Origin of the sequence: Herbaspirillum sp. SJZ107, from assembly GCF_006715485.1 — a bacterium.
Taxonomy (GTDB): domain Bacteria; phylum Pseudomonadota; class Gammaproteobacteria; order Burkholderiales; family Burkholderiaceae_D; genus Telluria.
The window spans coordinates 135,369-149,113 of sequence record NZ_VFNH01000005.1 but is presented as its reverse complement, the minus strand read 5'-3'; the positions used below and the strand labels follow the sequence as shown (position 1 = coordinate 149,113).

Annotated in this window: 9 protein-coding genes; 4 read left to right on the top strand and 5 right to left on the bottom strand. The window is 64.7% G+C overall.

Translation table 11 applies throughout. From position 1 onward, the window contains the following. Positions 1-81 precede the first annotated feature (81 nt). The 4 genes from FBX97_RS26360 (at position 82) to FBX97_RS26345 (ending at position 7,485) form a co-directional block, all read left to right on the top strand. Positions 82-3,501 carry a TonB-dependent receptor gene (locus FBX97_RS26360; RefSeq protein WP_141838382.1) on the top strand — a complete coding sequence of 1,140 codons (3,420 nt, stop codon included), beginning with the start codon at positions 82-84 and terminating at the stop codon, positions 3,499-3,501. A gap of 181 nt (positions 3,502-3,682) precedes the next feature. Further along, positions 3,683-5,377 carry a bifunctional UDP-sugar hydrolase/5'-nucleotidase gene (locus FBX97_RS26355; RefSeq protein WP_141838379.1) on the top strand — a complete coding sequence of 565 codons (1,695 nt, stop codon included), beginning with the start codon at positions 3,683-3,685 and terminating at the stop codon, positions 5,375-5,377. A gap of 44 nt (positions 5,378-5,421) precedes the next feature. Further along, positions 5,422-6,483, top strand: a complete 1,062-nt coding sequence (locus FBX97_RS26350) for a S1/P1 nuclease (protein ID WP_141838377.1) — start codon at positions 5,422-5,424, stop codon at positions 6,481-6,483. Between the two features lie 141 nt (positions 6,484-6,624). Then, positions 6,625-7,485 carry a MipA/OmpV family protein gene (locus tag FBX97_RS26345; protein ID WP_141838375.1) on the top strand — a complete coding sequence of 287 codons (861 nt, stop codon included), beginning with the start codon at positions 6,625-6,627 and terminating at the stop codon, positions 7,483-7,485. Between the two features lie 119 nt (positions 7,486-7,604). On the opposite strand, the gene FBX97_RS26340 is transcribed toward FBX97_RS26345, so the two are convergent. The 5 genes from FBX97_RS26340 to FBX97_RS26320 form a co-directional block, all read right to left on the bottom strand. Then, positions 7,605-8,570 carry an ABC transporter permease gene (locus tag FBX97_RS26340; protein WP_141838373.1) on the bottom strand — a complete coding sequence of 322 codons (966 nt, stop codon included), beginning with the start codon at positions 8,568-8,570 and terminating at the stop codon, positions 7,605-7,607. Next, on the bottom strand, positions 8,570-9,667 hold the full coding sequence (locus FBX97_RS26335; RefSeq protein ID WP_141838371.1) for an ABC transporter permease: 1,098 nt from the start codon (positions 9,665-9,667) through the stop codon (positions 8,570-8,572). Before FBX97_RS26335 ends, FBX97_RS26340 begins: the two co-directional genes overlap by 1 nt. A gap of 10 nt (positions 9,668-9,677) precedes the next feature. Further along, a complete protein-coding gene (locus FBX97_RS26330; RefSeq protein ID WP_141838369.1) occupies positions 9,678-11,207 on the bottom strand; it encodes an ABC transporter ATP-binding protein in 1,530 nt (509 codons plus the stop codon). Between the two features lie 125 nt (positions 11,208-11,332). Then, positions 11,333-12,346 (bottom strand): BMP family protein, encoded by a 1,014-nt coding sequence (locus FBX97_RS26325; RefSeq protein ID WP_370457371.1) that lies wholly within the window; start codon positions 12,344-12,346, stop codon positions 11,333-11,335. A gap of 295 nt (positions 12,347-12,641) precedes the next feature. Continuing rightward, on the bottom strand, positions 12,642-13,592 hold the full coding sequence (locus FBX97_RS26320) for an alpha/beta hydrolase (RefSeq protein WP_255517648.1): 951 nt from the start codon (positions 13,590-13,592) through the stop codon (positions 12,642-12,644). Between the last annotated feature and the right edge of the window lie 153 nt (positions 13,593-13,745).

Here is a 13,745-nt window from a genome sequence, read left to right as displayed (position 1 = left end):
GGCCGCCGGACTAGGGTTGCAGTACTGAGAGGGAAACTTCGGTTTCTAAACACAATTAATAGTCTTTTTGGGGTTTACACAATGGTCTATCAAAAACGGATCCAGCTGACCAAGCTGGCGCTGGCTCTGTCGATTGCTCTGGCGGGCGCTCCGGCCCTCGCGCAGAACACGACTTCGGCAGTCGGCGGCCGTATCTCCGGTCCGGACGGCGCGCCGACCGCCGGCGCTTCGGTGCAGATCATCCACACCGAATCCGGTTCGGTCAGCACCGTCACCACCGACGCCCAGGGCCGCTACCTGGCACGCGGCCTGCGTACCGGCGGTCCGTACACGATCATCATCACCAAGAACGGCCAGACCGAACGCCGCGAAGGTGTGTTCCTGACGCTGGCGGAAACCGCCTCGGTGGACGCCACCATCGGCGCCCCGGCAATCCAGACCGTGAACGTCGCCGGCAACCGCGCCCGCGCCGAAATCTTCAGCCGCAACAACATGGGTGCCGGCACCTCGATCAGCAATGCCCAGCTGCAGACCCAGGCATCGATCAACCGCAACCTGCAGGACTTCGCACGTGCTGACCCCCGCGTGTCGCAGACCGACAAGGAACGCGGCGAGATCTCGGTCGCAGGCCAGAACTCGCGCTTCAACTCGATGACCGTCGACGGCGTCGCCATCAACGACACCTTCGGCCTAGAAGCCAACGGCAGCCCGACCGCGCGCCAGCCGATCTCGATCGAAGCGATCCAGTCGGTGCAGGTGAACGTCGCCAACTATGACGTGACCCAGAAGGGCTACACCGGCGGCAACATCAACGCCGTGACCAAGTCCGGTACCAACACCCTGCGCGGCGGCGTGTACTACGTCTACCGCGACGACCGCCTGTCGGGCAAGCGCTACAACATCGCCAGCGGCGACTACACCGAGCCGCCGGAGTCGAAGGAAACCACCAAGGGCGTGTGGGCCAGCGGTCCGGTCGTCCAGGACAAGCTGTTCTTCTACGCCTTGAGCGAAGAGACCAAGTCGAGCCGCAGCTCGCCGGACTTCGGCTACATCGGCCAGGGCACCGGCACCACCGTCGGCATCACCCCGGCCGAGATCGCCGCGGTGCAGGACATCGCCAAGAGCCAGTATGGCATCGACCTCGGCAATACCGTCAGCGGCGGCGGCCAGCTGGTCTCGCGCGAGCAGATGATCAAGGCCGACTGGAACATCAGCGACAACCACCGTGCCAACCTGCGCTACCAGCGCACCAGCCAGTCCGAACCGCAATTCCCGAGCTTCTCGGCCACCGGCATCTCGCTGAACTCCTTCCTGTACAACCAGGAAAAGCAGATCGAGACCGTCGTCGCCCAGGTGTTCTCCGACTGGACCCCGACCTTCTCGACCGAATTCAAGGCGTCCTCGCGCGACTATGATTCGGTGCCGAAGAACAATGCGCGCCTGCCGACCATGGGCTTCCAGTTCAGCGGCCCGCTGCCGACCGATGCGCCGAGCGGCACCCGCACCGGCAACCGCTTCATCAATGCCGGTACCGAGAACTCGCGCCAGCAGAACGTGCTGGGCACCCGCACCAAGGATTACTACGGCGGTGCCAACTGGACCGTGGGCGATCACGAGATCAAGTTCGGTGCCGACTACCAGAACAACAAGATCTACAACGCCTTCCTGCAGAACGTCTACGGCAACTACACCTTTGCCTGCGACAATAACTTCACCTACAGCTCCCCGGCTATTACCGGTGGCCGCATCAACTGCGGTTCGGCAACGCTGGCCCAGGTCGAAGCCGCCGTGCTGGAAAACTTCCGCCGCGGCCGTCCGACCTCGTACACGCTGCAGCAGGCTGCCAACGGCTTCACGCTGAACGACGCCGTCGCCGCCTTCGAGATGAACAACACCGGCCTGTTCCTGCAGGACACCTGGAGCGTCAACAAGCAGCTGACCCTGAACTACGGTTTCCGTGTCGACCAGCTGGGCCTGGACCGCAACCCGCCGCGTAACGCCGCAGTGGCTGCCGCCGTCGTCCCGGGCGCCACTGCGACCGCACGCCAGACCGGCGGTTTCGGCCGCGACAACACCGTCACGCCTGACGGCCAGAAGCTGTTCCAGCCGCGTTTCGGCTTCAACTACCGCTTCGACAGCAAGCGCATGATGCAAGTGCGCGGCGGCGCCGGCCTGTTCCAGGGTGCGGCCGCCAACGTCTGGCTGGCCAACCCGTACCAGAACGCCGGTATCGCAACCCGTACCAGCACCTGCTCGGGCTCGGGCGCGACCCGCTGCCCGAACGCCGACGGCACCTTCAGCCCGAATCCGGACACCCAGAAGGTCGTGACCGGCGCACCGGCAACCGCCAACGTCGACCTGCTGGATTCCAGCCTGCGCCAGCCGTCGAACTGGAAAGCCAACCTGGCCTTCGAGATGGAACTGCCGTGGTACGGCCTGGTGGCCAGCGCCGAAGCGCTGTACATCAAGACCAAGGACGGTATCTATTACCAGAACCTGAACCTGGGCAATGCCAGCGCCACCGGCATCGATGGCCGTCCGCTGTTCTGGAATGCCAACGGCCTGTCGCGTAACTGCTGGAACCCGGGCAACAACTCGGTCTCGGTTGCCACCGGCTGCACCAACACCGCCAAGGCACTGAGCAACGTGTCGTACGGTAACGTTCTGCTGGCCACCAACACGGACAAGGGCGAAAGCCGCCTGGAAACCCTGTCGCTGAGCTACCCGATGACCAAGGGCCTGAGCTGGTCGGTGTCCGCCACCCACACCTACGCGACCGAAGTCTCGAACCTGAGCTCGTCGACCTCGAGCTCGAACTACGGCGCCCGCGCTTCGTTCAACCCGAACGAAGACATCGCTGCGAACTCGTCGTACCTGGTGAAGAACCGTATCAATGCCGTGGTCAACTTCGAGAAGGCCTTCTTCTCGAACCTGAAGACCCGCTTCGGTCTGTTCTACGAAGGCCGCACCGGCAAGCCGTACAGCTGGACCTTCAAGAACGACATGAACGGCGATAACGTCAACACCAATGACCTGATGTACATCCCGAGCGCCTTCGGTTCGGGCGAGGTGGTCTTTGCAGGCGATACCGCGACCAGCCACGCCAACGAACAGCGTTTCTGGGATGTCGTCAACGGCAACAAGGCGCTGAGCAATGCCAAGGGTGGCGTCGTCGGCCGCAACAACGACTTCGCACCGTGGACCAACAGCTTCGACATCAAGATCAGCCAGGAAATCCCGGGCATGTTCTCGCGTAACAAGGCTCGCCTGTCGCTGGACATCCTGAACGTCGGTAACCTGCTGAACAAGAAGTGGGGCCACATCAACGAAGTGCCGTTCTCGTCGTCGGGCGGCTACACCCGTGGCTTCGTCGACTACGCCGGTACCGAAAACGGCAAGTACGTGTACAACGTGCGCACCCAGGTGGACGACTACAACGTCCGCCAGGTGAAGGGCGAATCGCAGTGGGCCGCGCAAGTGACCCTGAACTACGAGTTCTGATCCTTCTGAACGCGTTGGTTTGATGCGCAGAACGGCCGGTGGCGACACCGGCCGTTTTTCTTTTTATGGAAGGCCGGAATCGCGGGCCCGTAAAGACCGCCAGCCCGGGCTTACATGCAATAATCGCGGGCGCCAAACCACGTACCGCGCACGTCCGCAACAAGATAAGGTGTACTACTTCATGATCCATCTCCGTCCCGCCCGCGCCGGTTTGAGCGCGCTGGCGCTGGCCCTGACGCTGGCCGGCTGTACCACGCCACCCGGCGCATCCCGCGCCGGCAAGCCGGTCGAACTCAACCTGGTCTCCATCAACGACTTCCACGGCAACCTCGAAGCGAGCGCCTATAAGCTGGCGCCGCAGGGCAAGCCAGGCACCGAGACCGTCAAGGCGGGCGGCATCGACGTGCTGGGCGGCGCGCTGGCCGCCTTCCGCAAGGAAGACAAGGACCTGCTGTTCGTCGGCGCCGGCGACCTGGTCGGCGCCAGCCCGGCGCTGTCCTCGATGTGGGCCGACGAGCCGAGCATCATCGCGATGAACCGCATGGGCCTCGTCGCCAGCGCGCTCGGCAACCACGAATTCGACCAGGGCAGCAAGGAACTGCTGCGCCAGCAGCACGGCGGCTGCGATTCGCCGCGCCCGAGCAAGGCGTGCCAGATCTCGACAAGCTTCGAAGGCGCCGGCTTCACCTATCTCGCCACCAACGTGGTCGACCAGGCCAGCGGCAAGAACCTGGTGCCGGGCTGGCGCATCGTCGACGTCAAGGGCGTCAAGGTCGGCCTGATCGGCGCGGTGCTGCAGGACGTGCCCTCGGTGGCGGTCGGTTCCGCGATCAAGGGCCTGTCCTTCCTCGACGAAGCCGACTCGATCAACAAGGTGCTGCCGGCCATGCGCGCCCAAGGCGCCCAGGTGTTCGTGGTGCTGATCCACGAGGGCGGCCACACCGGCGAACCTTTCGACAAGGTCAACTGCGACGGCCTCGAAGGTCCGATCGTCGGCATCGTGAAAAAGCTGGACCCGGCGATCCGCCTGGTCCTCACCGGCCACTCCCATAAAGGCTACCTGTGCAAGGTCGACGGCCGCGTGGTGACCCAGGCCGACGCCATGGGCCACCTGCTGTCGCGCATCAAGATGACGGTCGATCCGGTATCGGGCAAGGTCGAGGACATCCAGGTGCGCAACGTGGTGATGGCGCCGGGCGCTTTTGCACCCGATCCGCAGCTATCGCTCTATCTTCAAGATGTGCGCGCGCGCAGCCAGGCCGCGCTGGCCAAGCCGGTGGCGCACATCAAGGGCGCCGTGGCGCGCAAGGAAAACGACGACGGCGAATCGGCGCTGGGCGGCATGATCGCCGACGCCGCGCTGGCCGCGACCCGCAGCCAGGGCGCGCAGGTCGCCTTCATGAACCCGGGCGGCATCCGCAAGGACCTGGAGGTGGGCGAGGGCGGCGTGGTCAGCTTCGGCCAGGCCCAGGCCGTGCTCCCGTTCGGCAATACCCTGGTGGTGCTGGACCTGCGCGGCGCCCAGCTGCGCGACCTGCTCGAGCAGCAGTGGAAGCGCGAGGGGTCGCGCGGCTACATGCTGCAGGTCTCGAGCAGCCTGTCCTATCAATGGGACAGCACCCGTCCGCCGGGCCAGCGCGTGGTGCCGGGCAGCGTCAGGGTCGACGGCAAGCCGCTCGAGGACGGCAGGACCTACCGCGTGACGGCCAACAACTTCCTGGCCGACGGCGGCGACAACTTCCCGGCGCTGGCGGCGGGAACGCGCCGCGTGGATACCGGCATGCGCGACCTGGATGCATTGATCGCGCACCTGAAACAGGGCGCAGGCGAGGCGTCGCTGGCGGCGCCACAGCCGCGCATCAAGAAGGTGCGCTGAGCGCGCGAGTATTGGATAATCAGCTGTCCCATCAAGGAAAGACAATGAAAAAACTGGCATTCGTCATCGCGCTGGCAAGCGCATTCGCGTCAATGGACGCATCGGCCTGGGGCAACGACGGCCATCGCGCCGTCGGCAGCATCGCCGACAAGCTGCTCAAGGGCAGCGCCGCAGAAAAGATGATCAAATCGATCCTGCTGCCGGGCGAAACCCTGGAATCGATCGCCAACTGGCCGGACTGCGTGAAGGGCACCTACTGCGGCCCGCAGACCCCGGACATGGTCGAGTACGTGAACGCGAACCCAAAGCACAGCGAGTACCACTATACCGACGTGCCGTTCCAGCTGGATCACTACCATGACCACGCGGTCGGCACCGCCGACGACGACATCGTGCAGACGCTGAAGCAGGCGATCGCCGTCCTGCAGGGCAAGGACACCCCGGCCACCAACCCGCACAAGTTCACCAAGCGCCAGGCCCTGATCCTGATCACCCACATGACCGGCGACATCCACCAGCCGCTGCACGTGGGCGCCGCTTTCGTGTCGAAGGAAGGCAAGTTCGTGGTGCCGACCAGCCCGGCCGAGATCGACGAGACCGCGATCTTCGATTCGCGCGGCGGCAACAACCTGCTGCTGGACGACGCCAACCTGGAGCGCATCAGCGCCGGCGTGATTCCGCCGGCGGACACGCCACCGGTGGTGAAGCCGGGCGTGCCCAAGGCGCTGACCAAACCCTTCCACTCGTACTGGGACAGCACCACCGTCAACTACGCGTTCCGCCGCATCCGCACCAAGACCCCGGACCAGTTCGCGCAGGCGGCGATCGACGGCAAGCCTGCGATCGTGTCGGCCACTGGCGACCTGGCCACCTGGCCCTACCAGTGGGCCGACGACGCGCTGGCCGTGTCGAAGGAAGCGTATAAGGGCGTCACCGTCGGCAAGTTGACCCAGCAGACCAGCAAGAAGGGCGAGACCTATTACACCTGGAACCTGGAAGTGCCGAACGATTACCCGGTGCCGAGCTCGGCGATCGCCAAGACCCAGCTGATCAAGGGCGGCTACCACCTGGCGCAGGTGTTGCAGGCGATCTGGCCGAATTCCTGATTGCTTCGTCGCTCCGCCAGGACCGCCACAGGCCGCCAAAGCCGGTGGCGGTTCTTTTTTTGCAACATCGCGTGGCGTGCGCCGACCTGCATCGTTAGAATGGCGCGTTTACATACCATCCTGTTATTGACGCCGCCACCAATGCGAACCTGTCTTCCTGCCGCCCTTGCGGCCACCTTCCTGCTTCCCGCCTGCCTGGTCCAGGCCGCCGAACCCGTCGAGAGCGCCCAGCCGGCGGAGCGCAACCTGCCGCTGTGGGAAGCCGGCATCGGCGCGGCCGGCTTCAGCACGCCGGCCTATCCCGGCGCCGACGACCGCTCCAACCGCGGCCTGGTGCTGCCTTTCGTGATCTACCGCGGCAAGACCTTCCGCGCCGACCAGAACGGCGTCGGCGCGCGCCTGCTGAACACCGACAAGGTCGAATTCGACATCGGTTTTTCCGGCTCGCTGCCGGCCCGGTCCAAGGATGTCGAGGCGCGCCGCGGCATGCCGGACCTGGGCACGCTGGTCGAATTCGGTCCGCGCGTGAAATACAAGTTCGCCGACATGGGCGAGCAGGGCAGGATGCGTTTCGAGCTGCCGCTGCGCGCGGTGATCGAGGGGCGTGGGGGCCTGCGCCGCCAGGGCTGGACCATGGAACCGCGGCTGGTGTGGGAAAAGCGCGGCGAAGGCGCGCGCTGGACCCTGGAGGGCCAGCTCGGCGCCGTGTTCGGCGACCGCCGCATCAACCGCTATTTCTATGAAGTCGCGCCGCAGTACGCTACCGCTGACCGCCCTGCATACCGCGCGGATGGCGGGCTGCTGCTGGTGCGTACCGGCTTGTTCGGGACCTGGCGCATGAATCCGGACGTGCGTGTGTTCGGGTTCGTGCGTTACGAAAGCTATTCGGGCGCGGCGAACCAGGACAGTCCGCTGATGAAGAAGTCGACCGGGACCTCGGCCGGCCTCGGATTTGCGTGGACGTTTGCGCGTTCGGCGGCGCGGGCTCGCGCGGCGGAATAGATAGAAGTATTCAGGAGTAGGTTGAACGCGTGGACGGCGCAGCCGTCCACCCTACGATGATGCCGGCATTACGGGTAGGGTGGACGGGTTTCCCGTCCACGCGTCCAACCGGCGGTCGATCAGCGCGACTTCACGAACGGCTTGCCAGCCGCCTTCGGCGCCACCGACTTGGCCATGAAACCGGCCAGCACGATCACGGTAACCACATACGGAATCATCTGGATCAGCGAACCCGACACCTGGCCCACCACCGGCAGGTCGACGCCTTCGAGCTGGATCTGGATCGCGCCGAACAGGCCGAACATCAGGCAGCCCAGCACGGTGTGCAGCGGACGCCAGTTGCCGAACACCAGGGTGGTCAGCGCCAGGTAGCCGGCGCCGGCCGACATGTCGCGCAGGAAGAAGCCGCTCTGGACGATGGCGAGGTAGGCGCCCGAGAACGAGCACAGCACGCCGGCCACCAGCATCGCCAGGTAGCGGGTGCGCTCGACCGACACGCCGGCGGCGTCGGCCGCATGCGGGTTCTCGCCGCAGGCGCGCAGGCGCAGGCCGAAGCGGCTGTGGTAGATCACCCAGTGCACGATCGGGATCAGGAGGAACGCCAGGTAGACCAGCGCCGACTGGCCGCCGATCACGTGGCCGTACAGCCAGCCGACGAAGGGGATGTTGTCCAGGGCAGCCGTGCCGGGCAGATTGACGTCGAACAGGCGCGCTTCGCGCAGGTCCGGGGTGCGGCCGCCTTCATGGAAGAAGAACTGGGCCAGCACGAAGGTCAGGCCGCTCATCGCGATGTTGATCGCGATGCCGCACACCAGCTGGTTGCCCTTCTGGGTGATCGAAACAAAAGCCTGGATCATGGCCAGGACCACCGACACGCCGACGCCGGCCAGGATGCCCAGCCACGGGTTCTGCGTGGCATACGCCACCGAAGCCGAAGCGAAAGCCGAGGCCAGGATCTTGCCTTCCAGGCCGATGTCGACCACGCCGGAACGTTCGGCGAACAGGCCGGCCATCGCGGCGAACATCAGCACCGGTGCGTTGCGGATCGTGGAGACCACGATACTGGCGATGTGAAAGTCTTCCATTATGCTTCCTTGGTAGTGCTGGTGCGGGTCAGGTTGAGCAGCTTCATGATCGCCGGTGCATAGAAGTTCTCCATCGCGCCGCAGAACAGGATGATCAGGCCCTGGATGAAGACGAAAGTCTCCTGCGGGATGTTCGGCTTTTCCAGCGACAGATCGAAACCGCCCTGGATCAGCGCGCCGAACAGCACCGACGACAGGAAGATGCCGACCGGGTGCTGGCGGCCCATCAGCGCGATCGCGATGCCGACGAAACCGGCGCCGGCCGGGAAATTCAAGGATAAGTAGTGCGTCGAACCCATCACCGAGTTGACGGCGCCGAGGCCGGCCAGCGCGCCCGACACCAGCATGGTGACGACGATGGTGCGGCTGATCTTCACGCCGGCGTAGTGCGCCGCGTGCGGATTCAGGCCGGTGGCGCGCAGCTTGTAGCCCCACGACGAGCGCCATACGGCGATGCCGTAGATGACCAGGGCGGCGATCGCCAGCAGCAGGCTGATGTTCAGCGGGGTATCGCCGAACACCGGCAGCACCTTGTTCAGCAGCGGCAGTGCGGCGCTGTCGGCGAACACGCGCGACGCCGGGTTCTGCTGGCCTTCCGGGATCAGCTTCAGGATCGCGTAGTTCATCAGGCTGGCGGCGATGAAGTTGAACATGATGGTCGTGACCACCACGTGGCTGCCGCGCCTGGCCTGCAGGTAGCCCGGAATGAAGGACCACAGCGCGCCGAACAGCGCGGCGCCGACCATCGCCATCGGGATCAGGAGCCAGCCGGGCAGGCTGGCGTCGAAGGCCAGCACGGCCAGCGTCAGGCCCAAACCGCCGACGTACATCTGGCCTTCGGCACCGATGTTGAACAGGCCGGCCTGCATCGCGATCGACACGGCGAGGCCGGCAAAGATGAAGGTGCTGGCGTAGAACAGCGTGTAGCCCAGGCCTTCCGGATCGAGGATGGCGCTTTCGATCAGGATGCGCAGCGAGTCAAGCGGGCTTTCGCCGAGCAGGTGGATGACCACGCCGGCGACGATCAGCGCCGACAGCAGGTTCAGGATGGGCAGGACGAAACCCGTGGCCCAGCGTGGGAGTTCAGTCTTTTTCATGTGAGCTCGGTTATGACTTGTGCAGGCCGCCCATCAACAGGCCGATGCGGGTGGTGTCGAATTCGTCGACCGGCAGGATGCCGGTAATGCGGCCGCCCGACATCACGATGATGCGGTCGGCCAGGGCGCGCACTTCTTCCAGCTCCACCGAAGACAGCAGGATCGCCACGCCTTCGTCGCGCAGGCGCAGCAGCTGGGTGTGGATGCTTTCGATGGTACCGATGTCGACGCCGCGGGTCGGCTGGCCGATCAGCATCAGCTTGGGCTTGGCCGCGACTTCACGCGCGATCACGACCTTCTGCTGGTTGCCGCCCGAGAGCAGGCCGATGCGCAGGTCCGGGTTGTTGGGACGCACGTCGAAGGTCTGCATCAGCTGCGCGCAGCGCTGGGCGATGCGCCGGAAGTCGAACAGGCCCCAGCGATTCTTGACGTGATCCTGGTAGCCGAACACGGTGTTCTGCATGACCGAGAAATCCTTGATCACGCCGTCGCGCAGGCGGTCTTCCGGGACGTGGCCGATGCCGAGGTTGCGGAAGGTCGCCGGCAGGCCGTCGGCATTCGCGCGGCCGCCGTAGGGCAGGGCCTGGCCGAGGAAGTCGACGCTGCCGGACGTCGGCAGGCGCATGCCGGACAGGATCTCGAGTAGTTCGCTCTGGCCGTTGCCGGACACGCCGGCAATCGCGACCACTTCGCCGGCGCGCAGCGTGAAGTCGATATCCGACAGCAGCTTGACGCCGTTGGCGTCCTGCAGCTGCAGGTTCGCGACCTTCAGCACTTCGGCGCCAGGGTTATACGGGGCGCGCGGCAGTTCGCTCTGCAGCGGACGGCCGACCATCATGTTGGCCAGCTGCTCCTTCGAGGTGTCGCGCGTCCGCACGGCGCCGACCACGCGGCCGGCGCGCATCACGGTCACCTCGTCGGTGATGTCCATGATCTCCTGCAGCTTGTGGGTGATCAGGATGATGGTCTTGCCCTGTTCCTTGAACAGCCGCAGGATCTCGAACAGCGACGCCGTTTCCTGGGCGGTCAGCACCGCGGTGGGCTCGTCCAGGATCAGGATGTTGGCGCTGCGGTAGATCTGCTTCAGGATCTCGACGCGCTGCTGGGCGCCGACCGAGAGGTCGTGCACGGTGGCCAGCGGGTCGACTTCCAGGCGGTAGCGCGCGCAGATCTCGCGCAGTTTGGCCTCGACCTCGCCGCGCTGGCTGGCCAGCTTGAAGCCGCCTTCATTGCCGAGCATGACGTTGTCCAGCACCGTCATGTTCTCGACCAGCATGAAGTGCTGGTGGACCATGCCGATGCCGAGCGCGATCGCCTCGTGGCTGGTGCGGATGTCCTGCGGCTGGCCGTCGACCAGGACCTGGCCGCTGTCGGCGTTGTAATAGCCGTACAGGATGCTCATCAGGGTCGACTTGCCGGCGCCGTTCTCGCCGATCACGCCATGGATCGAGCCGCTGGCGATCGAGAAGCTGACGTCGGCGTTGGCCTGCACCGCCCCGAAGGCTTTGCTGATGTTGCGGAATTCTACGGCTGGCTGCATAGCGCTCCGTTTTCAGTAGACAGAGTATTCAAAGGAGTCATTCATTCAAAAGCGCGCCGCGCCGGTGGGGTTCCGGCGCGGCGCGCTTGGTCACTAACTAAATACGGTGAGGCTTGTTGCGGGCTTTATTGCGGGCAGGAGCCGGCGGCGCGATAGTCCACCACCTTGATCTTGCCGCTGACGATGTCCTCGCGGGCCGCCAGCACACGCTTCTCGATCTCGGGCGTGACGACGCTGCGGTTGTACTTGTCGAGCGCCCAGTCGACGCCGCCTTCCTTCAGGCCTTCGTAGGTGATGCCCGGCGTGAACTGGTTCTGGTTCGCCTTGACCAGGGCTTCGTAGGTGGCGTTGTCGACCCGCTTGACCATCGAGCTCAGCATGGTGCCCGGGTACAGGTAGTTCTGGTTGGAGTCGACGCCGATCGCCAGCTTGCCCTTTTCCTTGGCCATCTGCAGGGCGCCCATGCCCGAACCGCCGGCCACCGCGAACACGACGTCCGAGCCGCGGTCGAACTGGGCACGTGCCAGTTCGCCGCCCTTGGCCGGGTCGTTCCAGGCCGCGCTGGTGGTGCCGACCATGTTCTGCATGATCTGGATCTTCGGGACGATGGCTTTCGCGCCCTGGGCATAGCCGCAGGCGAAGGCGCGGATCAGCGGGATGTCCATGCCGCCGACGAAGCTGATGGTCCTGGTCTTGGAGGCCATGGCGGCGGCGACGCCGACCAGGTAGGAGCCTTCCTGTTCCTTGAACAGCACCGAGTTGACGTTCTTGCCCTGGGCATTGCCGTCGATGATCACGAAGTGCACGTTCGGGTATTCGGCCGCGATCCGCTGCACCGGCTGGGTCTGGGAAAAGCCGATCGAGATGATCAGCTTGAGCTTCTTGCGCGCGAGCGCGCGCAGCACCTGCTCGGCCTGGGTATCGTAGTTGGCCTGGGCTTCAAATACCTTGACCCCGGTTTCCTTCGTGAAGCGGGTCACGCCTTCGGCTGCCGACTGGTTGAATGACTTGTCGAACTTGCCGCCGGCGTCGTAGACGATCGCGAGCTTGGCACCGGCCATGTCGGCCGACGCGCCGGCGCTCACGCAGAGCGCCGCAATCGCCATACCAAGTTGCTTCAAACTCCGCTTGAATCTCATCAATTGCTCCTGAATCCTCTATTCTACCCGGCGCAACGGTCGAGCTGGAAGAAAGCAAAGACCGTGGGGGCATGGCACGCTACCGGCGGACTGTGTCAGCCCGGGGATGCCGACCACATGCTGCAGACCCGGATGACGGAGACGTTCGCAGCCAAACTTGGCAACTATGCATTACCCAGTTTATTTGTGGCAAATATGATTTTACTTCGCAATTTATTTACTTGAAATATAAATGGCGACAACTTTCTGCAATTTCTCACAGAAAACCACAGCGGAATGTGGTGGGGGGCGTGGTTTATTTGGTGGCGAGGGGCAGGACAGGCAGAACGGGCAGGACGGCAGCCGCGACGGCGGCGGACAGTACCGGCGCACTGAGCACCGGCACGGCAGTGTCGGCTGAGGCGGCCGCCAGCATGGCGTCGGCCACCGACGGCACCGCGATCGGCATCGCGAACTGCGTGGTGAGGAAGCCGGCGATGCGGCTCTGGGTCGCTTCCAGGTAGGGGATGTTCATGTGGTCCGAGTCGGGCACGACGTCGTCGCCGCACAGCCGCGCCAGCTTGGCGACCAGCTGGTCGGTGTGCGAGTGCGGCACCACGTCGTCGCTGGCGGCCCGCAGCACATAGGTCGGCGCCTTGAGCGAAGGGGCATACTTGATCGACTCGAAGCGGTGGCGCAGCATGTACTCGATCGGCATCACGCGGAACTTGCGCTTGGCGATGGCCAGGATAGAATCGTAGGGCGTGATCAGGACCACCGAGTGCGCCGGCCGCTCCTTGGCCACCTGCACCGCCACGCCGGAGCCGAGGCTGCGCCCGACCACGGCGATGCGGCGCGGATCGACGTGGACGCGCCCGGCCATCCAGTCGAACAGCATGCAGCCATCCTCGATCATGTGGATCTCGGCCGGCACGCCGTGCGATTCGCCATAGCCGCGGTAATTCACGGCCAGCACCGCCATGTTGGGGAACAGCTTGCCGGCATCGCGCACTACCCACGACACTTCCTCGGAACGACCGCCGAAATAGATCACGGCCGGATGCTGGCCCGGCGCCAGCGGCGTCATCAGCCAGCCGCAGAGGCGGGTGCCGTCCTTGGCACGCAGCACCACAGGACGGGTGCGGTGACCGCTGCTGCGCGGACTTTTGACTTCACGCTCGACGGTCGGGTTGAACACCAGGCGGCGCTGGTTGGCCGCGACCGCAGCCGTCAGGCCCAGCCACAACATGCTGGCAAAGCCCGCCATTCCCGCCGCGATTTTGTTTCTAGTCTCCATGGAACGAGTTTAACTCTGCATCTTGCATAATTCTGTGCGTTCCTTCGCAAATGGGCGACGAAGGCTGCCCGAATGCGCAAAAGGTGGCTTAAAAGCAACATTATTGCCAATAATGTGAAGTCG

Coding starts and splice junctions, on each gene's coding strand:
- FBX97_RS26335 (WP_141838371.1), bottom strand. CDS start 9,667: ATGAAAAAGACTGAACTCCCACGCTGGGCCACGGGTTTCGTCCTGCCC.
- FBX97_RS26350 (WP_141838377.1), top strand. CDS start 5,422: ATGAAAAAACTGGCATTCGTCATCGCGCTGGCAAGCGCATTCGCGTCA.
- FBX97_RS26320 (WP_255517648.1), bottom strand. CDS start 13,592: ATGGCGGGCTTTGCCAGCATGTTGTGGCTGGGCCTGACGGCTGCGGTC.
- FBX97_RS26360 (WP_141838382.1), top strand. CDS start 82: ATGGTCTATCAAAAACGGATCCAGCTGACCAAGCTGGCGCTGGCTCTG.
- FBX97_RS26325 (WP_370457371.1), bottom strand. CDS start 12,346: ATGAGATTCAAGCGGAGTTTGAAGCAACTTGGTATGGCGATTGCGGCG.
- FBX97_RS26340 (WP_141838373.1), bottom strand. CDS start 8,570: ATGGAAGACTTTCACATCGCCAGTATCGTGGTCTCCACGATCCGCAAC.
- FBX97_RS26345 (WP_141838375.1), top strand. CDS start 6,625: ATGCGAACCTGTCTTCCTGCCGCCCTTGCGGCCACCTTCCTGCTTCCC.
- FBX97_RS26355 (WP_141838379.1), top strand. CDS start 3,683: ATGATCCATCTCCGTCCCGCCCGCGCCGGTTTGAGCGCGCTGGCGCTG.
- FBX97_RS26330 (WP_141838369.1), bottom strand. CDS start 11,207: ATGCAGCCAGCCGTAGAATTCCGCAACATCAGCAAAGCCTTCGGGGCG.